At 37.3% G+C, this 23486-nt stretch carries 25 protein-coding genes; 16 read left to right on the top strand and 9 right to left on the bottom strand.

Features of this window, described 5'->3' with window-relative positions; translation table 11 throughout:
• Position 1 precedes the first annotated feature (1 nt).
• From flgE to ACGH6R_RS08630, 13 genes are all read left to right on the top strand, one after another.
• Entirely contained in the window at positions 2-1213 is a 1212-nt protein-coding gene (gene flgE / locus ACGH6R_RS08690) for a flagellar hook protein FlgE (protein WP_065558039.1), read from the top strand.
• Positions 1214-1227: 14 nt separating this feature from the next.
• Positions 1228-1983, top strand: coding sequence for a flagellar basal body rod protein FlgF (locus ACGH6R_RS08685; protein ID WP_267349924.1), 756 nt, complete (start codon positions 1228-1230; stop codon positions 1981-1983).
• A 15-nt stretch (positions 1984-1998) separates the two neighbouring features.
• Positions 1999-2781 carry a flagellar basal-body rod protein FlgG gene (gene flgG, locus ACGH6R_RS08680; protein WP_267361001.1) on the top strand — a complete coding sequence of 261 codons (783 nt, stop codon included), beginning with the start codon at positions 1999-2001 and terminating at the stop codon, positions 2779-2781.
• Positions 2782-2802: 21 nt separating this feature from the next.
• Entirely contained in the window at positions 2803-3483 is a 681-nt protein-coding gene (locus ACGH6R_RS08675) for a flagellar basal body L-ring protein FlgH (RefSeq protein WP_267349928.1), read from the top strand.
• Positions 3484-3494: 11 nt separating this feature from the next.
• Entirely contained in the window at positions 3495-4604 is a 1110-nt protein-coding gene (locus tag ACGH6R_RS08670; protein WP_267349930.1) for a flagellar basal body P-ring protein FlgI, read from the top strand.
• A gap of 16 nt (positions 4605-4620) precedes the next feature.
• Positions 4621-5664 (top strand): flagellar assembly peptidoglycan hydrolase FlgJ, encoded by a 1044-nt coding sequence (gene flgJ, locus ACGH6R_RS08665; RefSeq protein ID WP_411599448.1) that lies wholly within the window; start codon positions 4621-4623, stop codon positions 5662-5664.
• 298 nt (positions 5665-5962) lie between these two features.
• Positions 5963-6352 carry a hypothetical protein gene (locus ACGH6R_RS08660; protein WP_411599446.1) on the top strand — a complete coding sequence of 130 codons (390 nt, stop codon included), beginning with the start codon at positions 5963-5965 and terminating at the stop codon, positions 6350-6352.
• Positions 6342-8909 carry a hypothetical protein gene (locus ACGH6R_RS08655; RefSeq protein ID WP_411599445.1) on the top strand — a complete coding sequence of 856 codons (2568 nt, stop codon included), beginning with the start codon at positions 6342-6344 and terminating at the stop codon, positions 8907-8909. Before ACGH6R_RS08660 ends, ACGH6R_RS08655 begins: the two co-directional genes overlap by 11 nt.
• Entirely contained in the window at positions 8910-9665 is a 756-nt protein-coding gene (locus ACGH6R_RS08650; RefSeq protein WP_411599444.1) for a hypothetical protein, read from the top strand. It begins immediately after the preceding gene.
• Positions 9662-10531 carry a hypothetical protein gene (locus ACGH6R_RS08645; RefSeq protein WP_411599442.1) on the top strand — a complete coding sequence of 290 codons (870 nt, stop codon included), beginning with the start codon at positions 9662-9664 and terminating at the stop codon, positions 10529-10531. The genes ACGH6R_RS08650 and ACGH6R_RS08645 overlap by 4 nt, the downstream gene beginning before the upstream one ends.
• A gap of 146 nt (positions 10532-10677) precedes the next feature.
• Complete coding sequence (locus ACGH6R_RS08640; protein ID WP_411599440.1) at positions 10678-10800, top strand: hypothetical protein; 123 nt, start codon at positions 10678-10680, stop codon at positions 10798-10800.
• On the top strand, positions 10781-11650 hold the full coding sequence (locus ACGH6R_RS08635; protein WP_411599439.1) for a hypothetical protein: 870 nt from the start codon (positions 10781-10783) through the stop codon (positions 11648-11650). Before ACGH6R_RS08640 ends, ACGH6R_RS08635 begins: the two co-directional genes overlap by 20 nt.
• Before the next feature lie 249 nt (positions 11651-11899).
• Entirely contained in the window at positions 11900-12769 is an 870-nt protein-coding gene (locus ACGH6R_RS08630; protein ID WP_411599437.1) for a hypothetical protein, read from the top strand.
• Between the two features lie 223 nt (positions 12770-12992).
• On the opposite strand, the gene flgL is transcribed toward ACGH6R_RS08630, so the two are convergent.
• The 8 genes from flgL to ACGH6R_RS08590 form a co-directional block, all read right to left on the bottom strand.
• Positions 12993-13949 carry a flagellar hook-associated protein FlgL gene (gene flgL / locus ACGH6R_RS08625; protein WP_411599436.1) on the bottom strand — a complete coding sequence of 319 codons (957 nt, stop codon included), beginning with the start codon at positions 13947-13949 and terminating at the stop codon, positions 12993-12995.
• A 14-nt stretch (positions 13950-13963) separates the two neighbouring features.
• Entirely contained in the window at positions 13964-15607 is a 1644-nt protein-coding gene (gene flgK / locus ACGH6R_RS08620; protein WP_411599435.1) for a flagellar hook-associated protein FlgK, read from the bottom strand.
• 184 nt (positions 15608-15791) lie between these two features.
• Complete coding sequence (gene motB / locus ACGH6R_RS08615) at positions 15792-16688, bottom strand: flagellar motor protein MotB (RefSeq protein WP_267360993.1); 897 nt, start codon at positions 16686-16688, stop codon at positions 15792-15794.
• A 2-nt stretch (positions 16689-16690) separates the two neighbouring features.
• Positions 16691-17575, bottom strand: coding sequence for a flagellar motor stator protein MotA (motA, locus tag ACGH6R_RS08610; protein WP_065558125.1), 885 nt, complete (start codon positions 17573-17575; stop codon positions 16691-16693).
• Between the two features lie 59 nt (positions 17576-17634).
• Complete coding sequence (gene flhC, locus ACGH6R_RS08605) at positions 17635-18237, bottom strand: flagellar transcriptional regulator FlhC (RefSeq protein ID WP_065558124.1); 603 nt, start codon at positions 18235-18237, stop codon at positions 17635-17637.
• A gap of 13 nt (positions 18238-18250) precedes the next feature.
• Positions 18251-18571 carry a flagellar transcriptional regulator FlhD gene (gene flhD / locus ACGH6R_RS08600; protein ID WP_411590504.1) on the bottom strand — a complete coding sequence of 107 codons (321 nt, stop codon included), beginning with the start codon at positions 18569-18571 and terminating at the stop codon, positions 18251-18253.
• Positions 18572-18762: 191 nt separating this feature from the next.
• Positions 18763-19479 carry an RNA polymerase sigma factor FliA gene (locus tag ACGH6R_RS08595; protein WP_267349942.1) on the bottom strand — a complete coding sequence of 239 codons (717 nt, stop codon included), beginning with the start codon at positions 19477-19479 and terminating at the stop codon, positions 18763-18765.
• 181 nt (positions 19480-19660) lie between these two features.
• On the bottom strand, positions 19661-20473 hold the full coding sequence (locus ACGH6R_RS08590) for a flagellin (protein WP_267349944.1): 813 nt from the start codon (positions 20471-20473) through the stop codon (positions 19661-19663).
• A gap of 333 nt (positions 20474-20806) precedes the next feature.
• Between ACGH6R_RS08590 and fliD the strand changes: the two genes are divergently transcribed.
• Genes fliD through fliT form a run of 3 tightly spaced genes read left to right on the top strand, consistent with a single transcriptional unit; the run spans position 20807 to position 22995 of the window.
• The gene (fliD, locus tag ACGH6R_RS08585) at positions 20807-22240 is read left to right on the top strand and encodes a flagellar filament capping protein FliD (RefSeq protein ID WP_411590463.1); all 1434 of its coding nucleotides are present in this window, start codon (positions 20807-20809) and stop codon (positions 22238-22240) included.
• 12 nt (positions 22241-22252) lie between these two features.
• Positions 22253-22633 carry a flagellar export chaperone FliS gene (gene fliS, locus ACGH6R_RS08580; RefSeq protein WP_065558120.1) on the top strand — a complete coding sequence of 127 codons (381 nt, stop codon included), beginning with the start codon at positions 22253-22255 and terminating at the stop codon, positions 22631-22633.
• 14 nt (positions 22634-22647) lie between these two features.
• Complete coding sequence (fliT, locus tag ACGH6R_RS08575; RefSeq protein WP_267349948.1) at positions 22648-22995, top strand: flagellar protein FliT; 348 nt, start codon at positions 22648-22650, stop codon at positions 22993-22995.
• A gap of 93 nt (positions 22996-23088) precedes the next feature.
• Here the strand turns inward: fliT and fliE are convergent, their stop codons facing one another.
• A complete protein-coding gene (gene fliE, locus ACGH6R_RS08570; RefSeq protein WP_411599433.1) occupies positions 23089-23400 on the bottom strand; it encodes a flagellar hook-basal body complex protein FliE in 312 nt (103 codons plus the stop codon).
• Positions 23401-23486 lie beyond the last annotated feature (86 nt).

Below are 23486 nucleotides of genomic sequence, written 5' to 3'. Positions count from 1 at the left end.
AATGGGATTTTCTCAAGCAATTAGCGGCATGAATGCTGCATCAAAACAATTAGACGTCATTGGTAATAATATTGCCAATTCTGCAACCGTTGGCTTTAAAAGTGCGAGTATCTCATTTGCCGACATGTATGCCGGATCAAAAGTTGGTATGGGTGTGAAAGTTGCAGCCGTCATGCAAAATTTTGGTGACGGAACAACAACCGCCACTAACAATAGTTTAGATGTTGCTATTTCTGGCAATGGTTTTTTTCGCTTAGTGGATAGTAGTGGACAAATTTATTATAGCCGTAATGGTCAATTTCAATTAGATGCCGAGCGCAACATCATTTCGGCGGATGGTTTGCAACTCACTGGCTACTTAGCCACCGGCACACCGCCACAAATTGCACAAGGTGCAGCACCGGGGCCGCTTAAAATTTCGCAAGAAATGTTAAATGCTGCCGCAACAACAAAAGCATCATTACAAACTAACTTAAACTCAAATAGTACAGTACCTGAAAAACAGCCTATTAATGCACTTGATGCCGATACGTTCAACTACTCAACAACGCTGACAACTTACGATTCGCTCGGTAATCAACGTAATGTACAACTGTTTTATGTCAAAACAGCCGATAATCAATGGGATGTGCATTATCTTGACAGCAGCGACCCGAATGCAACATTACAAAAAATGGGGCAAATGGAATTTGATTCATCCGGTAAATTAATCAGTGATCCAGAAATGACCGTAAATATTAACGGTATTAATGGCTCGGCTGACAACACCTTTACACTATCACTGGCTAATAGCTCTCAACAAAATATGGGCAAAGAAGTGGGCAGTATCAAAACCCCTGTCGTTGATGGTTATGCACCGGGTGACTTAGTCGGGTACAACATCAATAATGATGGATCGATTTACGGTATCTATTCTAACCAACAAACCATGTTGTTAGGTCAAATTGCGATGGCGGATTTTGCCAATGTTAACGGACTAGAGTCAGCAGGCAATAACAATTGGCGTTCAACACTTCAATCCGGCGCTGAAGTATTAGGTATCGCAAACTCAGGCACGATGGGCGCATTGACCAGCGGTGCAGTAGAATCATCCAATGTGGATATGAGTCAAGAATTAGTCAACATGATTGTTGCCCAGCGCAATTATCAATCTAATTCACAAACCATAAAAACGCAGGATCAGATACTCAACACATTGGTTAACTTGCGTTAATTAAGGAATAAATTATGGATCGCGTTATTTATACAGCCATGTCGGCAGCAAGTCAGACTCTTCATCGACAAGCAATAACCAGTAATAACCTAGCCAATGTTTCAACATCAGGCTTTCGTGCCCAATTAGCCGCAATGAAAGCGGTACCTATTGTTGGCAGCACTATGCCAACCCGAACAATGGTCACAGCAACCACCCCCACATTTGATGCCAGTATGGGGGCATTTAATTATACTGGTCGAGAATTAGATGTTGCTTTAGCCGAAGATAACTGGTTAGCGGTACAACTTGCCGATGGTAGTGAGGCTTATACCCGTAATGGTGCGATCCAAATTGATGAAGAAGGTACATTGCGTGTGCAAGGATACCCTTTAATGGGTGATGGCGGTGTACTAACTGTTCCGCAACAATCAAAAGTCAGTATCAGTTCAGACGGGACTTTATCAGCTTTAGGCGCAGGTGATAAACCGACCACCATAGCCCAAATGGGTAAAATTAAAAAAGTCCAACTTAAACCCAACGAAATAACTCGCGGTGATAATGGTTTGTTTCAATTGACTGAACAGACACGCAATGCCCGTGGCGCCGTATTACCCGATAATCCCAATGCCAAATTGATGTCGGGCGTATTGGAAGGCAGTAATGTTAATCCCGTTGTCGCAATGGTTGATTTAATCAGCCATTCTCGCCATTTTGAAATGCAAATGAAAGGGATCACAACCGCTGACGAAAATGCTCAAAAAGCGAATCAAATATTATCACTGACTTAATTAGGAGTATCACCAATGATTAAATCACTCTGGATTGCCAAAACCGGTTTAACCGCACAACAAATGAATATGGATATTATTTCCAACAATCTAGCCAATGTCAGTACCAGTGGTTTTAAACGGCAAAGAGCAGTATTTGAAGATCTGCTATATCAAACTGTTCGCCAACCGGGCGCACAATCTTCAGAACAAACTACCTTACCGTCAGGCTTACAAATTGGCACAGGGGTAAGACCGGTTGCCACCGAACGAATTCACAGCCAAGGTAATTTAGAATTAACCGACAACAGCAGTGATATTGCTATTAATGGACAAGGCTTTTTCCAAGTGCTATTACCAGACGGAACCCAAGCTTATACCCGTAGTGGCGCATTTCAAGTTAACCAAAATGGACAACTCGTCACCGCCAACGGGTATGAAATTCAACCAACCATTAATATTCCCGCAAATGCAATTAAAATGACGGTCGCGCGTGATGGTATTGTCAATGTCACCCTTGCCAACCAATCCTCACAAGTGCAAGTAGGTCAACTGACATTACACACCTTTATTAATGATGCGGGACTTGAAAGCATGGGGGAAAATCTTTACTTAGAAACCGAAAGTTCTGGTGCGCCGACTGAAAACACCCCCGGCCTAAATGGTGCAGGATTGCTATACCAAGGTTATACCGAAACATCGAATGTCAATGTTGCCGAAGAGCTGGTAAATATGATTCAAGTACAACGTGCTTATGAAATTAACAGTAAAGCGATTTCGGCATCCGATCAGATGCTACAACGATTAAATCAGTTATAAATTAATACCATGATAAACGTGATGAAATCCCTGTATATCGTGATCGCTGCGCTGTGCTTAGTGAATTGCGCACAGTTACCGAAAAAACCATTAGTCAAAGGTGAAACGAGTATCGTTCCGCAAATGCCAGAAATTGTTAACACCAGCGGCTCTATCTATCAAGCAGCACAACCAAGTAATTTTGGTTACCAACCCATGTTTGAAGATCGCCGTCCACGCAATATTGGTGATGTGCTAACCATAGTATTACAAGAAAACGTCAGCGCTAGCAAAAGCTCATCAATCAATGCCGGACGTAATAGTTCACTGAATTTAGGGGTAAAAGCTGTGCCCACTTTTTTAGATGGACTGGTTGGACGGGGAAAAGTCGAAACAGACATGTCTGGCGGTAATGATTTTAAAGGATCTGGAGGAGCAAACGCTAAAAATACCTTTAGCGGAACTATTACTGTCACCGTACAAGATGTCATGATAAACGGCAATTTAAAAGTCATTGGTGAAAAACAAATTGCGATAAATCAAGGAACGGAATTTATACGATTTTCAGGTGTAGTTAACCCTCGAACAATTAGCGGCAATAATACCGTTATCTCAACACAAGTAGCCGATGCCCGTATTGAATATGTCGGAAATGGTTACATCGATGAAGCACAAACTATGGGTTGGCTACAGCGTTTATTTCTCAATCTTTCACCGTTTTAACGAGTCTTAGCATGATAAAAAAATTACCTACTCTTATCTGTTTTATCTTAATGATGATTTTAGCGATACCTTATAGTTACGCTGAGCGCATCCGTGATCTAGTCACCATACAAGGGGTACGTGATAATGCGTTAGTAGGTTATGGCATTGTGGTGGGACTTGATGGAACAGGCGACCAAACCTCGCAAACACCGTTTACGATTCAAAGTATCACCAATATGTTATCTCAATTAGGCATTACTGTTCCAACAGGCAGCAATATGCAACTCAAAAATGTTGCCGCCGTTATGGTCACAGCAAAATTACCCGCTTATGCACGAGTAGGACAACAAATAGATGTCGTGGTATCCTCACTGGGTAATGCCAAAAGTTTACGAGGAGGCACATTAATTATGACGCCGTTAAAAGGCGCAGATAACCAAGTATATGCGATTGCTCAAGGTAATCTTTTTCTGGGCGGAATGGGCGCAAGTAGTGGCGGAAGTAGTGTAAGTGTCAATCAATTAGCTGGCGCGACAATCCCGAATGGTGCAACGATAGAACGTGAATTAGACATGCGATTAGATGAACAAGACATTATTCACCTACATCTGAATCAATTCGATTTTACTCGTGCCTTAAAAATCTCCGAAGCAATTAATAAATTACAAAAAAACACCGCAGTGGCACAGGACGGCACGACGGTGACAGTCAAAATGCCTGTTACCAGTCAAGAACGGGTTAAATTATTATCACGAATACAAAATCTTGAAATTGGTGCAACGCCGATCTCAGCCAAAGTTGTTATTAATACTCGTACTGGGGTTGTGGTCATGAATCAAAAAGTCCAGTTGGATAACTGCGCTGTCGCCCATGGTAACTTATCGGTTGTCGTCAATAATAGACTCAAAGTTAACCAACCCAATACACCTTTAGCGGGTGGGGAAACAGCGGTCACACCTGAAACACAAATTGCGGTTGAAGAGCAAGGTGGTGCATTGCAAAAAGTCACTGCAGGGGTGAATTTAAATAGTGTAATTAAATCGCTCAACTTACTGGGTGCCAATCCGACCGAATTAATGTCAATCCTTGAAGCACTTAAAAAAGCCGGTTGCTTACATGCTTCGTTAGAAACCATTTAGATATAAAAAATAGAATATGAATAATTTGATTAATCAATCTGTTCACCGCTTTGCCTATGATGTAAATGGACTAAATCAATTAAAGCGCGATGTGGCAAAAGGGACTAACCAAAGTATTAAACAAGTTGCTGAACAATTTGAAACGCTATTTATTAATATGATGATGCAATCAATGCGTAAAGCAGTGCCGGACAGTGGATTATTCAATCAACCTGCAACACAACTCTTTACCTCGATGTTTGATCAGCAAATTGCTCAGCAAGCAGCAGGTAAAGGGTTGGGGCTTGCTAATATCATTACCAAGCAACTCACGCATGGCAAACCTTTGTCACCAAATGTATCATCGTCGGGCACTATTCCTATTCAACCCCAAAAATCGTCGCAACAACCTAACCTTAAACTTGCACAATCTTTATTTAGCAACGCATCAGCGACTGTTACGCCTGAAGCATTAGGACAAATGCTTTATCATAGCCATAAAATCGATAATGCTTCAAAAATAAATGCATCAGAAATCACATCGTTAAAACCTGCCGATAAGGCAAATCAAGATCATGTAACCGCATTTATCAAAGAATGGCTTATTCCTGCTCAACAAGCTTCTAAAAGTTCAGGTATACCTTACGAAGTTATCATAGCGCAAGCTGCACTAGAAACAGGTTGGGGACAAAAACTGATTAAAACCGCAGATAACCAATCAAGCCATAATTACTTTGGCATCAAAGCCACGCCGACATGGCAAGGTAATGCGACTCGCTTAACAACACAAGAATTTATCAATGACCGAATGATAAAAATTCAAGATAATTTTAAAGTCTATACCAGTAAACAACATGCATTAACTGACTATATCAATCTATTAACCAAAAGCCCTCGCTACCAAGCGGTGGTCAAAGCACCCGATGCAAGAACCGCCGCCAAAGCATTACAAGCAGCCAAATACGCAACCGATCCCAACTACAGTGACAAGCTCATACAAATTATTGCGCGTATAGAACAAATTGCTCAAACACACCCCACCACCCATATAACAAGTTTTAAACGAATTATGTTTAATTGATTGACTAAAAGAACCAATCTAACGAGTAACATTTTACAATTAACAACCTTTTTTAAAACACAATATGGGTTGTTTATGAATGCAATAATCGCATAGTCATAAATGCCTTATATTGTTAGTGATCACCTTGATTACTAACAAGCTGCTCACCATGTTTAATCACTTATCTCGATAATTTTAATCAAAAAAAAGTTGCATTGTTGAAAAAAAAGACGTATTTTAACTAGACTAATTTTTATACTGATAGTGATATGATTCGGTAAAAAATTATCACTATCGAACACCAAAGGAATGCACAATGAACACAAGGAAATCGACAATAAACAAGCAAAATTTTTTAATCGACGTTTTGTCGCTTAATCACAATTTGTTCACCATTGTTAATTTTAAGCAATTGTCGATTTTAATCATGTCTGTCATTAACCATAACAGGTTACCCCTAAAACTAACCACCTTTCGCGTTTTATCAATCAATCATGTTAAAACAACCCTTTTTAAAAATTGGTTGAAAAAACTCAATAAAAATACCAATAGTCTTAAACAATCCACTCAATGGCATTACGTATTTTATCAATGGTATAGAACATCAGCTCATGGATTAAATAGTGAAAAAATCAAAATTAACAATAACAAAAATAACTCAATTATAGTAAAAAGATTACCCAAGGAGTTAATTTATGACGGATAAAAATAGCTATGATGATGTCATTGCCTGTGTTGAAGGCGTAATTGGAGTACCGGAAAAATCGACTGATGTCATGAAAACCCACGTCGTTGATGTACCTGCACCATTGCCATGTATTGTGATTTTAATTCACGGCGTTAACGATGTAGGCGAAGCATTTCCTAATTTAGATAAAGGCATTTGTGCGGGGTTAAACAAACGGTTAGGACGTAACGATTTAAAACCCAATAAATGGAAATGGACGCAAACCGACCATGAAAATTTTTCGCCCAGAATGCAAATGTTTACAGAATGGACAGAACCCAAGATAATTAAGGTGCCATTAAAACCGTGTGAGGAAAAACATAAAGGTAACTCGCCAATTATCCCTTTTTACTGGGGGTATCGACCGGTTGATATTGATAGTTATTACGCTGAACAAAAAGCGTACGAAGAACGACTAAAAAAAGACAAAAAAGCCGAACTACCCTATGATGCTTATTGGGTTGAACGTGAAACCAAAGAACTAAAAGACATGTTTGGTTTTTCCAAATTAAGTAGTGATCAATTTGGTAACTGGATCGATCACCTTTTTACGCGTAATGGTGGACCGTTTTCTGACGCCACCACCTGCATACCCGATATGTACGGTCCCGGTTTAACATCTATGACAAATTTCGTGGCTACATTAGGGTCACCAAAAGGGTCAAAAGCTTATGAAAATCCGCACCGAATCTATATGGTATTCGCTGCTTATCGATTAGCTAAATTAATAAAAGAGATTAGGGATGATAACAAATTAAAACATGCGCCAATTAATATTGTTGCCCACAGCCAAGGCACCATTATTACTATGTTAGCTAATCTTATGCTTAAAGACGAGGATTACTTACCGGCAGACTGCGTGATTATGGCTCACTCACCGTATGCGTTTGACGGCACATTTTTAGAAGGGCAATCAAAAGAACTGGGCATGGCGGTACAAACCAATAAAGCACGGGAACAGACCTTTATCAATTTTGTAGAAGCTATCAAAGATGGACAGAGTTTACGGGAAAAGAAATTTGATACTCCTGAAGTATTAATTGAAAAATACGTGGCATCGCCCCCAACAAAACCCGATTTACTCAATCCTGCCACGCCTGATTACGATTTTACCAATCCGCTGTATTGGCGTGACAATTTCGGTAAAGTGTATAACTACTTTAGTCCTAATGATCAGGTCGTTTCGTTAAAAAGCATTCAAGGAATGGGTTGGCAAGGCATACCTAACTACGTTTTTAAACAGTGTGGGGACAAATTAAGGCAACGCGCTTTTGGGCATGGTTTTCCGGTGGGTGAAAATCCTGATAAGTTTATTTTTTTTAGACCCAGTGGAACATTCAAGATTGATTTGCCCAACTATATTGATAGAAAAGCTTTGCACAACAGATATTTAGAAATTGTTAATGATAATAAAATTACAACGAGAGTCTTTTTAACCCAAGATGAAATTTCGCTAATTAATCAACATAATCCGGTTAAAAACGGTCGTTATCATAACGGCTATTACGATATACTCAAAAGTAAACTCATTATTCAATACAAAATAAATGACGAAGACTTAGAACGATTAAAACAAGATCAACAATCCGGGCTTTATTCGCCAACAGAAACAGGGTCAGATAGTGTTTTTGATGCTAACCGATACAGTAATGCTAGCTACGCAGTAGAGGAGCAGTTAAAAGTAAATGGCGAACAAGTACCCGAACCCATTACCTACACCGGCTGTGGAAAAAGCCCTCAAACTGAGTTAGCCAAAGCAATTTATTATCATGATCTGTTTATCCAACAAGATAAATATAGACATTACGAAAATGATTATAAGAAATCGGAACATTATAAGCCTTACCCGAAATATGAATTTGAATATCGGGGACCTAATCGCCCCAAAAAGTCAGTGTTAGGATCGATGGTTTATAAAAACGTTATAGATAATCATTACCAATGGAAAAGAGATCGAGAAGCAGAGCACCCTGAATGGAAAAACGTTGTCCACTACCGATTTACCGACGACCCTTATAAATTTGAAGTTTGGTGTTTTCCTGATGAAGACGAAATCAGACAAAGGATTTATGAAGACGTAAAAACCCAAGCATCTACACCCGTGGATAGCAGCCACCACTCTGGCATAACCCTACACGAACAGGTACCATCGCATATTATGGCGTATGACCTTGCCCTTGGCGAAGTTAGTATTGCAAGTAAAGCCAATCAGCGAACTTGGCATCGGCTAATTAATAATGCCGACTGGCGGTCGCGTCAAAATGAAGAGAAAGAAACAATAATCTACCAAATTTCGGGGATTTTACCTGATGGAATTAAGAAGAGTATGAATCTTTTAAAAGGCACTGTACCTAAGAGCGTAGTGAATGAATTTAGGTTTGTTTTTTCGTTAGAAGGGACTTACTCGCTAATGAAAGATACTGTCACCAACTTACCAACTAAAATCCCTGATATTACTAGAAAACACTACCCATATATGTTTGATAAAGATATACAATGGCCAATGCCTGAACCTATCACCAAAAGGAGAAAATAAATGATTATTCTAGCAATATTGCTTACCTTAATTGGAGGAATAAGCTTTTCTTGGTTATTCATTAAGCGATATCATTTAGGTTGGCAAGTACTCAGCTATCTTATCTATATTTTTAGCATACTCGCTATTTCACCCATTACCGATTTGCAAGAGCAAAAATATGTTTGGCCTTCACAAATTGTCTATCGGTTTGACGAAAATCGTTATCTGTTATTAACCGGCTACCGTTGTAATGGACAAGTCTATTTTATTGATGATAAAGAGCAAGTCTATTATCGTTTAGCGGCTCACTCACAACGAATTTATACCGAACCCTATCGTCACCCCGCTAAAAACTATATTTCTGTTCCTTTATCAGATCTGTCTGCTATTGATACTTCTATTGACGGTGGGCGTTCCTTTAGAAGCATTCATTTAGCGAACAGGTACTGGTTAGGCAATCATGATTCTCCCCAATACGATGTAGTTAATGACCAAGCCTTTATTTTAGCTAAAGATGGCAATGTACATGCCTCGGAACGCCCTTTTGGCACGAAAGCACCACATATGTTATCTAAATGGGATCAACATAAAAAAATATTAGGTCGCAGTCAAATCATTCCCGACACCATCCCCCCGATTCCCGATGATTACACCGGATGGGACAAAATGCAGTGCGATTTTGATGCCGATGAAGTTAAATTACCCAATAATCTGTCTTTATTGACGGTCTTTCAACAATGGCTAGGCACTGCCAAATCAGGAACTTTTCAATGAAACAGACACTCGTTAAATTATGTATTTTGTTATTTGCTGTGCCAGTTGTACTGATTGGTATTTTATCAATCATTGCCCCTTTTCCAAGTTCAGAGCCAATGCCACTGCGGCCACCTAAACCCGAACCGCGCGACGGGTATCAACTTTTTTATAGCTTTGCCCAAAACGATGAAGTGCTGGATGATTCATTCTATTATGTCAGCACCAAACGGCAGGTGATTTACCGCTATGATGCTGACCGCTACCTTGAACTGCAAGGCGAAAATTGCAGTGGGCATATTTGGTTTCATGACGATAAAAATAATATTCACACCTTAATTCAAAAACGGTTTTATACCGCTTATGACTTACCTAAATATCACTATTACAACCCCGGCAAGCAGTATATTGCCATTCCTACCCAAAATTTAACCGACTTTGCCATGTCCGTTGATGGTGGGCGGCATTTTATTACAGCCAGAGTATCACCCATGGCAGCGGTACCCGGTGATGAAGTCGATTTTTTTATTGGTGTGGATGATTCGCCTATTCAAGGAATTTATAGCGAACCAGGAAACAGAAACGCGCCTATTACCATTTCGGGCAATACCGGCTATTTTGTGTTAAAAAATGGCGAGATAATATTTGGCGCATCTTATCGTTATAACAAAATTGATTACGGACTTGGATTAAAAGAGTACCCAATATATTATCCTTCCGCCGCTTTTTCTGATGAACGGATTAGAGACGGCTCTAATTTTGGTGCTTATAAAAGACTTCTATATAATCAGGAATATAAAAATCGGGTTGAGTCAATGAAACATATCCAACCCGAACCTTACCAAGGGTGGGATAAAATTCGTTGCGAAGTCGGGGCGGAAAAATAGTCATGTTAAGTATTGCCTTTATGCCCCCCTTACAGGGGGCAGGATTTTTGATAACACCCTGTTTAAACCACGTCTTAAACTTGTGCAAGCAACACGTATTGGCTGTTGTTATTGGGCATATAAACAATTTTACCGGTGAATAAAGAATGCAGTGCGATTTTGATGACGATGACGTTAAATTACCCAATAATCTGTCTTTATTGACGGTCTTTCAACAATGGCTAGGACTGCCAAATCAGGAACTTATCAATGAAACAGACACTCGTTAAATTATGTATTTTGTTATTTGCTGTGCCAGTTGTACTGATTGGTATTTTATCAATCATTGCCCCTTTTCCAAGTTCAGAGCCAATGCCACTGCGGCCACCTAAACCCGAACCGCGCGACGGGTATCAACTTTTTTATAGCATTGCCCAAAACGGTGATGTACTGAAAAAATCATTCTATTATGTCAGCACCAAACGGCAGGTGATTTACCGCTATGATGCTGACCGCTACCTTGAACTGCAAGGCGAAAATTGCAGTGGGCATATTTGGTTTCATGACGATAAAAATAATATTCACACCTTAATTCAAAAACGGTTTTATACCGCCTATGACTTACCTAAATATCACTATTACAACCCCGGCAAGCAGTATATTGCCATTCCTACCCAAAATTTAACCGACTTTGCCATGTCCGTTGATGGTGGGCGGCATTTTATTACAGCCAGAGTATCGCCCATGGCAGCGGTACCCGGTGATGAAGTCGATTTCTTTATTGGTGTTGATGATTCGCCCATTGAGGACATTTTTTTTGATCCAATAAAAGGTGATATACCGCTTACTATCTCAGGCAATACCGGCTATTTTGTGTTAAAAAATGGCGAGGTAATATTTGGCGCATCTTATCGTTATAACAAAATTGATTACGGACTTGGGTTAAAAGAATACCCAATATATTATCCTTCCGCAGCTTTTTCTGATGAACGGATTAGAGACGGCTCTAATTTTGGTGCCTATGATAGGCTTCTAGATAATCAAGAATATAAAAATAGGGTTGAGTCAATGAAACATATCCAGCCCAAACCTTACCAAGGGTGGGATAAAATTCGTTGCGAAGTCGGGGCGGAAAAATAGTCATGTTAAGTATTGCCCTTATGTCCCCCCTTACAGGGGGCAGGATTTTTGCTAACACCTGTTTAAACCACGTCTTAAACTTGTGCAAGCAACACGTATTGGCTGTTGTTATTGGGCATATAAAAATTTTACCGGTGAATAATGAATGCAGTGCGATTTTGATGCCGATGACGTTAAATTACCCAATAATCTGTCTTTATTGACGGTCTTTCAACAATGGCTAGGTACTGCCAAATCAGGAACTTATCAATGAAACAGACATTCGTTAAATTATGTATTATGTTATTTGCTGTGCCAGTTGTACTGATTGGTATTTTATCAATCATTGCCCCTTTTCCAAGTTCAGAGCCAATGCCACTGCGACCACCTAAACCCGAACCGCGCGACGGGTATCAACTTTTTTATAGCATTGCCCGAAACGATGAAGTGCTGAAAAAATCATTCTATTATGTCAGCACCAAACGGCAGGTGATTTACCGCTATGATGCTGACCGCTACCTTGAACTGCAAGGCGAAAATTGCAGTGGGCATATTTGGTTTCATGACGATAAAAATAATATTCACACCTTAATTCAAAAACGGTTTTATACCGCTTATGACTTACCTAAATATCACTATTACAATCCCGGCAAGCAGTATATTGCCATTCCTACTCAAAATTTAACCGATTTTGCCGTTTCGGTTGATGGTGGGCGGCATTTTATTATTGCTGTGGTATCCCCCATGGCAGCGGTACCCGGTGATGAAGTCGATTTTTTTATTGGTGTTGATGATTCGCCAATACAAGGAGTTTATAGCAAACCAGGAAACAGAAATGCACCTATTACCATTTCGGGCAATACCGGCTATTTTGTGTTAAAAAATGGCGAGGTAATATTTGGTGCTTCCTATGATTATGACGATATTAATTATGGGCAAGGTTTAAGATATAACCAATTTTATTATCCTTCCGCCGCTTTTTCTGATGAACGGATTAGAGATGGATCAAAGTTTGGTGCTTATAAAAGACTTCTATATAATCAAGAACATAAAAATCGGGTTGAGTCAATGAAACATATCCAACCCGAACCTTACCAAGGGTGGGATAAAATTCGTTGCGAAGTCGGGGCGGAAAAATAGTCATGTTAAGTATTGCCTTTATGTCCCCCCTTACAGGGGGCAGGATTTTTGCTAACACCCTGTTTAAACCTTGTCAGTTAGCAACTAACTATTTAATTCCACGGGTTATTATTGACTTATAGAACAGAGACATAAAAAAGGAGGCTTAAGCCTCCTAAACTTGTTGGATATATATTCTAGTTATAATGAGTAGAAATGAATACTATTATCTGTTTTCACTCGACTATTTCATTTGAAACAGTGACATGCTTTGCATACTCATAAAAGTATACTGTGCTGCTTGTAAGTTAGCTTGAAGCATAACGTATTCTGAAATGGCATCGTACCAATCTACATCTTCAAGTTGGCTAATTTGCGTTTCAAACTCAATATCTAGCGTTTTACCCAGTGTTGTTAATCTTTCGACTTCTTGTAATACTGTTCCGCCTTTTGCTCTAAGGGTCGAAACATTATCAAATGAGTTATCAACACCACAACTTGCTTTAGATAAGCCTTCTCGATATTGCTTAATGGTATCTTCATTGTTGTCATCTAAATCGAGCTTTAATGCGTCAAGCGCATAATCGATACTCGCAAATAGATTACTTTCTGCTGGCGAACCGTCTGGCAACTTAACGGTAGAGCCTGTCATAAAGGCTTCAAGACCGGTAAAACTGAGTGGGACTTCGCGTGAATCATCAATAAAAATATTAATTGTGGTGGTACCACCGACATAACTCACTTCGCCAGATTCACTAACTACAAAAGGAGGCGTATCATTTTTATTACCGGCAAACAGATAATTGCCATTAGTATCTTTTGAATTGGCTAAAGAGACAAGCTGATCTTTCAAACCTTGTAATTTATTTGCCAAATCACGTCGGTTTTCATCATTTAATGTTTCATTACCGGCATAAACCAATGTTTCTTGAATACTTTGTATGACGGTATTAACTTCTTTTAAGATAGTATCTTGACGACTAAGTGACTTATCGGTACTTTCACGCGCGGCTTGAAATTGGTCGTTTCGAGATTGCGCTTGTTTTAATATTAATGATTGTGATGCGCCCATAGGATCATCAGAAGGCGATAAAATCTTTTTACCCGTTGCTAAATGTAATCCCGATTTTTGCCATTTATTGTTGGTATTTAAAATACTATTTAAATTTTTTTGATACATTGAATTGGTACTTACACGCATTTTTTATCCTTTTATCACTTCGCTAAACCTAAAATAGTGTCAAATAGCGTTGTTGCAGCATCAATAACTTTGGCATTTGCTTGATAATACTGCATATAAACTTGCATAGAGATATACTCTTCTTCAATATTTACGCCCGATATTGATTGATTTTGTTCGTCAATCTGCTGCGTTATATTTTGGCTTGATTGTGCCGAAATTTTAGCGGTTTGAGTTTCACTACCAATATAGTTAACTAACGTGCTATAAGCGCTGCTTAAGGTCGTTGTACCGTTAATTAATTTTTCATTTTGTATGTCTAATAATTTGCTCACATTGCGGTTATCACCCGCACCGTTTTCTTCATCATTAATTCCGGTTGCCAATTTGTTCACATCTGTCACTAACAACTCTAATGACGATGCGATATCAGCAACAGGTTTAATTAAAAACGAGTCACCTTTCACCGCATTACCCGTTATTTCAATTGATAAACCATCAAACATTAGTTTGCCATCTTCAATTTTAGGGGTAATAGTTTGATGATCAGACAGTCTTGTCACAACCCAATCAGTACCATTAAATTCAATTTTATAATCCGAGGCTTTAACTTCGGTGACTGAATCAAAATTGATTTTAGCGGCAGCATTACCTTGATTTTTAGCATTGGTGATACTACTTGGTTGACGGTAATCAAACATTTTTTCACCGGCATGACCATTGATATCCACGCCAGACATATGTACTTCATTGAAACGCTCAGCTAAATTAAGTGCAATTAAGCCCAATTGGTTGCGAGCTTGAGAAAGTGGTCCATCACGAAAAGTTAATAATCCATTTAATCGGCCTGATGCGATATTTTGACTTGTCAGTTCTTGAGTCGCACCAGAATTATGCGTGTAAACAATTGTATTTATTGCAGGATCTTGTTGTGACGGTTGAACAGATAGTAAGTTCACCGACGATCCCTGCACTAAACTTAAACCGTTAGCTAACGACAGATTATATTGTCCATTTTGCTCCGTCACGGTAATTCCTATAATTTCGCTCAATTCATTGACCAGCTGATCACGCTGATCAAGCAAGGCATTAGGTTCATTACCACCACTCACGGCCTGTAATTTTGAAATTTTTTGATTTAATTCGGCAATTTGCTCTAAATAAGTATTAACCTGAGCGACATTATTCGTTAATTCAGTATTGATATTGGCAATTTGATTTTTAAGATTATTTTCGGTTTTATTAAATTGTCCAACCAACGATGTCAAATTACTGATAACCGATTGTTTTGTCGAGGCATCACCCGCATTTGACGTAAGCTTATTTAAGCTAGAAAAAAGATTATTAATTTGCGATGAAATGCTGTTTTCATTTTCAGCTAAAAGATTATCAACTTTTGATAATTCATTATAATATGATTTAATCGATCCATTTTGTGATTGCGATTGTCGCAATTGCCCAACAACAAATTGGTTAAATGCACGATTTACCGCTGTCACTGAAACCCCATTACCGACAAAACCAAAATGATGATGAGTACCATTTGCCTGCGTTAATATCTGTTGTTGGCGATTATAGCCTGCGGTGTGGGCATTACTGATATTATTGCTAATTACATTAAGCATATTTTGCGCTGCATTTAATCCACTAATTCCAGTATTCATCAATGAATTTGCCATTAAAAAACTCCTTAATATAACTTAGTTAATAACATCATGATTATTTGTAAACTTAATTTTTATATCGGCACAATTCATTAAAGCTTTAATCATTTTTGCTATTTTTTTTGAATTTTTATATTTTTATTTTCAATTCAGCAGATTTCTTTTTTTGATTCATGCCTTTCATAATATAACGATAGGATTAATTTTGTTTAACTGGCTTAGCCTGTTTTAAAAAATCAATGCCAGTCATATTGTTTTCATCCTCAATATATTGTTGTGCCGATTTATTTAAAATTAAAATACTGATTCGTCGGTTGGCATCTTTACTATAATGTGGATTGTTTAATCCCACGGTATCGGCAAGCGCAACAATACGAATAATTTTATTTTTATCCAATCCACCTGCAATAAGTTCTCGTCTTGATGAATTGGCTCGGTCAGCTGATAACTCCCAATTACTATAACCTCTATCACCAGTGACATATTGACGTTCATCGGTATGACCCGATAAGGTTATTTTATTAGGTAATGAATTTAAAATAGGTGCTAAGGCATGCAAAATGCTTTGCATATCAGGATGTATAACCGCACTGCCTACATTGAACATCGGTTTATCATCTGATGCCAGAATTTGAATACGTAACCCCATTTCAGTGAGTTCAATAATTAAATTAGGTGCTAATTTTTTTAGACGAGGATCGAGTTCAAACATTTCAAAAATTTTGCGTGCTGTTTCAATCAACTGAATTTTTTCAAGTTGTTTTTTTTCAAATTCGCTTTGTTGTTGTTGATTGGCAATATCGTTTTTTTCTTCACCCAGTTGCTGAGTGACATCATCACCACCGCCAGGAATTGGGCTTTCACTATCACTGATATTTTGACCGCCATTTTGCCCCATAAGTAACGGTGTTCTAAAATATTCAGCAATTCCTTGTAGTTCCTGCGGTGTTGATTTTGCGATTAACCACATAACTAAAAACAGCGCCATCATGGCGGTCATAAAGTCAGCATAAGCGATTTTCCACGAACCACCATGATGCCCTTCTCCATGCCCTGACTTTTTGCGAGTAATAATTCTTATTGAGTTATCTTTCATTGTTAATTATTTTCGGTTGAGTTGGCATTTTTATCTTTCACGTCTTGAATATATTTTTCCAATTCAAAGAAAGATGGTCGTTCATCAGAAAATATCATTTTGCGACCAAATTCAATGCAAATTTGTGGCGCATAATCATGCATACTGGCGATCAATATCACTTTGGTACATTCAAGAGTTTTGACCGTGTCTGAATTTCGTTGCTTTAACAATGCAGCTAAAGGCGAAACAAAACCATAAGCCAATAAAATACCTAAAAACGTTCCTACCATCGCATGTGCAATCAGTTCACCCAGTTCACTTGCAGGTCTATCGGCTTGAGCTAGAGTGTTAATGACCCCCATAACGGCAGCAACAATACCGAAAGCTGGTAAGCCATCACCAATACTTGAAATCGCACTAACCGGTTTTTCGAGTTCATGTTCATAAGTTTCAATTTCTTCACTCATTAGGGCTTCGATTTCATAAACATCCATATTGCCACTAATCATCAGACGCAAGTAATCAGTGATAAAATCTAAAATTCGAGGATTGGCTAAAATAAGCGGATATTGCTTAAACAATTCACTTTCATGTGGATTATCAATATCTCCTTCTATCGATAGTGCGCCACTTTGACGGATTTTAGTTAAAATGGTGTACATTAAATTAATTAGCGTTAAATATAATGCTTTATTGTATTTGGATGATTTAAATAACTGCCCTAATGCTTTGAGCGTTTTTTTGATCACTTTTTTTTCATTACTGACAATAAAAGCGCCGATAGCCGTACCACCAATAATCAAAAATTCTAATGGCTGAAAAAGTACTGCTAAATAACCACCACTAAGTACATAACCTAATAAAGCAGAGGCAATAACAACAATATATCCTATAATGATTAGCATTGGCTTTCTTCTTTCTCCATAAAATAACAGTAAATAGGACTGATATTCCTAATATTTATTTAACTTGCTAACTGCTTTGCAACCTCTGAATTAAAACCATGAGCGACAGATAGCACTTGCAAACATTTAGCCTGATTTTCTTGATGTGTCTTATGATTTTTTTCTGCCCGTGATGGTGGTTGACATAAGCTACAAACAAAACTGTTGTGTGGTTGGTATGCATGCGTGATAAAACGCCCCTTACACTCTTTACAGCATGATTGTTGCATCACTTTACTTTCAACAAATTTAACTAATATCCAAGCTCGAGTTAATCCTAATACTGGTTCTTCGTTGTAAGCCGGACATTGTTCAAGATAAAGCTGATAAGCTTTTAAAATCGATTGTATTCCGGGTTTGGTGCCATGTTTCACTAAAAAATGATAAGCATTATAAAAAATACTTGAGTGGATATTCGGTTCCCATGTCATAAACCATGTTGTTGAAAACGGTAACAATCCTTTCGGTGGCGGGCAACCTTGAATTTCTTTATACAGTTTTATCAACTTACCACGACTAAGATTTGTTTCACTTTCAAGCATTTGAATTCTGGCGCCGAGTGAAATTAAACGAATAGCGAGTTGGACTTCTTTATATGATTGAACGATACTTGTACATCTCATCTTAATTACCTACCTACTTATTGATTGAATCTAACAGTAAACTAGATAAAAGAATCCCTGTATGCATCTGTTTAATATCGCTAATCCGAGAATCTTCAGTCAGTTTTTTAATCATTTCTGAATTTTCAAATCGTAATTGAAATGTTAATTGATTTGTTTCAGATAACACTAACATTTGTGATGTAGTTAAATTACTTATTGCGTCAGCAGTTTCTTCATCAATACCTAATCTAAACATCGCCATCGCTTTGTCTTTTTCAAGCATTCGTTGGCATAACAATAATGTTGAAAGATTTAAATGATGTATACATTTAAGAATATCGTCTTCTAGTATATTACCCAATTTAATCACCAATCCTATTTATTTTATTTCGCAGTAAAAAAACAAAAAACAATCAAAATTTATTATTAACTGTTTTTTTACACATAAAATTACATTTTTAAACGAGAAAGGTCAATAAAAAAATCATTTCAATTTATTTTCGTTTAATTACGCTTTGTTTTACGCAGTTTATTTTTATTTTTCTATGGTTTCACTTTACTTTGTATTCTTTTTATCGCTTGACTATGAAGTTGACTGACTCGTGACTCACTAATATCCATGACTTTTCCAATCTCTTTTAAATTCAGTTCCTCTTGGTAATACAGGGCTAAAATCATTTTTTCTTTTTCGGGTAACTTATCAATTTGTCGAGCGATTTGGTCACGAATTTCGTCATTGATAATAGTCGAAAAAGGATCACTATCTTCACCATGATCGACAATAGCATCGATGTTATCCCCTAATTTTTTCTGCATTTCGTCATAAGAACAGATTTGACTACAATTTGAATCCAACAACGCTTTACGATATTCAGAAATCGATAATTGCAAATATTCTGCAATTTGGTGATCATTCGGCGTGGTACCGAGTTTCTGTTCCAGTTGATTAATGGCTTGAGTAATATCTTTAATCTTTTTCCGAGTTTGTCTTGGTAGCCAGTCCCGACTACGGAGTTCATCTAACATTGCCCCTTTTATTCTCGGTATTGCAAAAGTGGCAAACGTATAGCCTTGAGATACATCATAACGCTTTATCGTATCTAACAGGCCGATGTAACCAACTTGCAGTAAATCATCGAGTTCAATTGTGGTAGGCAGACGAACGGCTAATTTTAATGCTTCATTACGAACTAAATGGATATACTGTTGCCAGTCGACTTGATTAATTATGCCTTGCGAGTTATATAAGCTATCATCCATTTTTAGGAGCCAAGGTTAAAAATATGCTTAATACTATTATGTCGTTAACAAGTAGATTTAATGTGATGAATAAAGATATAAAAAAGAGGTAATTATGATTATTAGTAATAACGATATCAAAAATACCGTTATTACTATGTTGTACAATTCAATTGAGTAGAATATCAGATAGATTTAACTCTTACTGTAATAAAGAAAGTACAGATTGTGGCACCTGATTTGCTTGTGCTAAAACTGAAGTACCTGCTTGTTGTAAGATTTGACCACGAGTCATGTTTGAAACTTCAGTTGCATAATCCGCATCTTCAATTCGGCTACGTGCAGAACTTAAATTGTTTACTGTGTTGTTGATGTTAGTTACAGTTGATTCAAAACGGTTTTGCACCGCACCTAATTGACCTCGTAATGCATCAATGTTAGATAGCGCTGCATCAAGGGTTTTTAATGGATCGGCAGTTGGTTTATCAGAAACATTGAAACCCGCTAAACCAAGCTCAGTACTGTCGATTTTTTTCAAATTGATTTCAATGGTTTCACCATCGTTTGCACCTACTTGAATTTTAAGGGTTTTATCTTCTGATAATACTTTTGAACCATTGAAATCAGTTTGTTTAGAAACACGGTCGATCTCTTGTAAACGTTGATCGATTTCGTTTTGGATTGATACTAAATCGCTTTGAGAGTTAGTACCATTTGCAGCTTGAACAGTTAACTCACGAATACGTTGTACGTTGTTATTGATTTCGTTTAATGCACCTTCAGTAGTTTGTGCAAGTGAAATACCATCATTAGCATTACGAGCAGCTTGAGTTAAACCACGAATATTTGATGAAAAACGGTTAGCAATAGCTTGACCTGCCGCATCATCTTTTGCGCTGTTAATACGCATACCAGATGATAAACGTTCAATTGCTGTACCTAGAACGCTTTGTGAATTATTCAGGTTATTTTTTGCCATTAAAGACATAGTATTAGTATTAATTACTTGTGCCATTTTTTTATCTCCTTAATATGATTAGTCAAATCAACGGCATATTGAAGCAAGATGTCCAATATATTTGCTGATAATTAACTTATCGGTAGCAAAATAGGAAACTTTAATAATTTTTATTTTTTGTTGTGTTATCAAACTAAAAGTAAACCCCATAGTTAAAATATCTTTTGATAATTCAGTTTATTAAATCAATAAGAAAGATATTTTATTTTTTAATTTTTTTAAAACCAGCAATCAATCACAAATTTCTTCTAAACTTTTTATGCCAAAAGCCGATATAACAGCTAGATAAGTTATGGTTGATAAATAGTGATTAAATAAGGGCAAAAAATTATGGCAATGAGCATTTTAGGGATTGGTTCTGGTATCGATCTTAATGAAGTATTAAGTCAATTAGAATCCGTTGAAAAAACACGTTTAACCCCGATCACCGCTCAACAAAAAGCGATTAATGCCAAAATCAGTGGCTTCGGTAAGTTAAAAAATGCGTTGAGCTCGTTTAATTCTGCGACTGAAAAACTACAAAAAAAAGAACTTTTTTATAGTCGAGCATCTGCAGGTAATGACAATTATTTTACCACAACAGTTAATAATAAAGCGGCATTGGGTAATTATGCGGTGACTGTTGATCAGTTGGCGACTTCACACAGTATTGCAACATCAGCCATTAATGATAAGAACACAAATTTAGGTAATGACAATGAAACAAGAACCATTACCATTGAACAAGCTAATGGTCAAAAACTTGAAGTTAACCTGTCTAAGGACGAAACATCATTAGAATCCATTGCCAACGCCATTAATAATGCCAAAGTGGTTAATGAAGATGGGACAACTAGTCATTCAACCATGAGTGCAGCGATTGTTCGCAGTGGTTCAGATAGTTATCAATTAGTTATCACATCGAAAGAAACCGGTGAACAACAAGCCATTACGTCAATTTCGTCGGACGATGAAAAACTCAATAAAATTATTGGATTTAATCATCAGCAACCCGACACAAGTAATATGGTAGAAGTTGCTAAAGCGCAAGATGCTAAATTAACATTTAATGGCGTTGCTATAACAAGTGCTTCAAATACCATTAAAGAAGTGATTGAAGGTGTTGATATCACCTTAAAAGCAACCACCACGACCAGTCAAAATTTAGCTATTACTGCTGATAATGAAAAAGCAGAAACGGCAATAAAAGAATGGGTTGAGGCATTTAATCAATTACAATCAACCATTTCAAGCCTGACTCAATTTACCGCTAAAGAGACCAATTCTGACGAGTTAAGCAACAATAATGGCCCACTAATTGGTGATTCTACACTACGTAATATCGATCAAAGTATTCGTTCAATCTTTGCTAAGGGTCAATCAGGTGAGTTTTCTGTTCTTGCCCAAATTGGCGTTAACATGGATAACAAAGGTTCACTTACTATCAATGAAAATCAATTAAAAAAAGCGCTAAGTGAAAATAGTGATGCTGTTGCTACGTTATTTACCGGTGACGGTGAGACCACCGGTATTGCTAATGAAGTATTTAATAAAGTCAGTGGATTTATAGATAGTGAAGGCATGATTGATTCAGCCACCACAGGATTAAATTCAACATTGAAATCGTTAGATAAACGATATGAACAAGTGAACAATTCGATTGAACAAACCGTCGAACGCTATCGAGTCCAATTTACTAAATTAGATGTTTTAATTAGTTCATTAGACAGTATGAGTAATTATTTAACAACCCAATTCGAAATGATGGCAAACATGAAAAAATAAGGATTAACAACAATGTATAAATTAGGATCCCAAGCTTATGAGCAAGTTAATTTAGAAACATGTGTGAGCCAAGCCTCACCACATCAATTGATCGTATTGCTCTATGATGGCGCACTAAATGCGATCAAACTTGCCAAATTATACATTCAAAAAGGAAACATAGCAGGTAAAGGAATGGCGATATCAAAAGCAATCAATATCGTTGATAACGGACTAAAAAGCTGTTTAGATTTAGAAAAAGGAGGCGAAATTGCCGAAAATTTAGAGCGCTTGTATCACTATATCAGCCAACAATTAGTACTGGCTAATTTATATAACGATCAAGATAAGCTACAAAACTGTTTTGACCTACTCAACAATATTGCTGAATCTTGGCGTGAAATTGCAAAATAAAAAAAGAGATGGTTATGAAAGGAACAACATTATTAAAACACTATGAACAACTTGATTATGTGACAGAACAAATGTTAATCAGCGCACATAAGGAAGATTGGAATACGTTACTGAGTTGGCAAAATCAATACTCACAATTATCTGAAAATATTATAGAACTTGACGGTACCTTAACTACCGAACACGTCCCCACGCAATGTAAAGATAGAGTACGAATGTATATTCAAAATATCTTAAGTTATCAACAGCAAATCAGCCAATTAGTTACCACACGGCATGCTGAATTAGGGGAATTAATCGGAGAAAAAGTCCGTCAACAGAGTAAAATTGAAAATTACCAACACGTCGCTAACTTAATTTAACAGATAAATTTTATTAAATATTTGCTAAGTGCAAGATTGAAAATATTGACTAGACATTAACGATCTTGCACTTATATCAATGTTTAATGTATATTAAACATTCATATTCATGATTTCTTGATAAGCCGCAACAAGTTTGTTACGAACTTGAATACCAAATTGAAGTGAAACCGTCGATTTTTGCATATTCACCATAACTTCATTTAAGGCAATATTGGGTTCACCCAGTTCAAACGCTTTTGCTTGATTTTGAGCGTGTATTTGCGTTTGGCTAATAGAATCCAACGCCATTTTTAGTTCAGTGGCAAAACCGGATTGATTGGAAATTGATTGTTTCTTTTCAAGCAGATTGGGGGCTTTTAACGATGAGAGAACGCTATTGTCAAAATTATTTAAAGTATTCATGTAGTTAAAATTTTAATCTTATTTAAATTGCTCAACTAATCCTCAATTTACCATACAACAAAAAATTTAAATGCCACAAGTAAGGG

It is taken from the genome of Gilliamella sp. CG13, assembly GCF_046635805.1.
Classification (GTDB): Bacteria; Pseudomonadota; Gammaproteobacteria; order Enterobacterales; family Orbaceae; genus Gilliamella; species Gilliamella apicola_I.
Note: the sequence above shows the minus strand (reverse complement) of the source record. Positions and strands in the feature narration are given on the sequence as shown.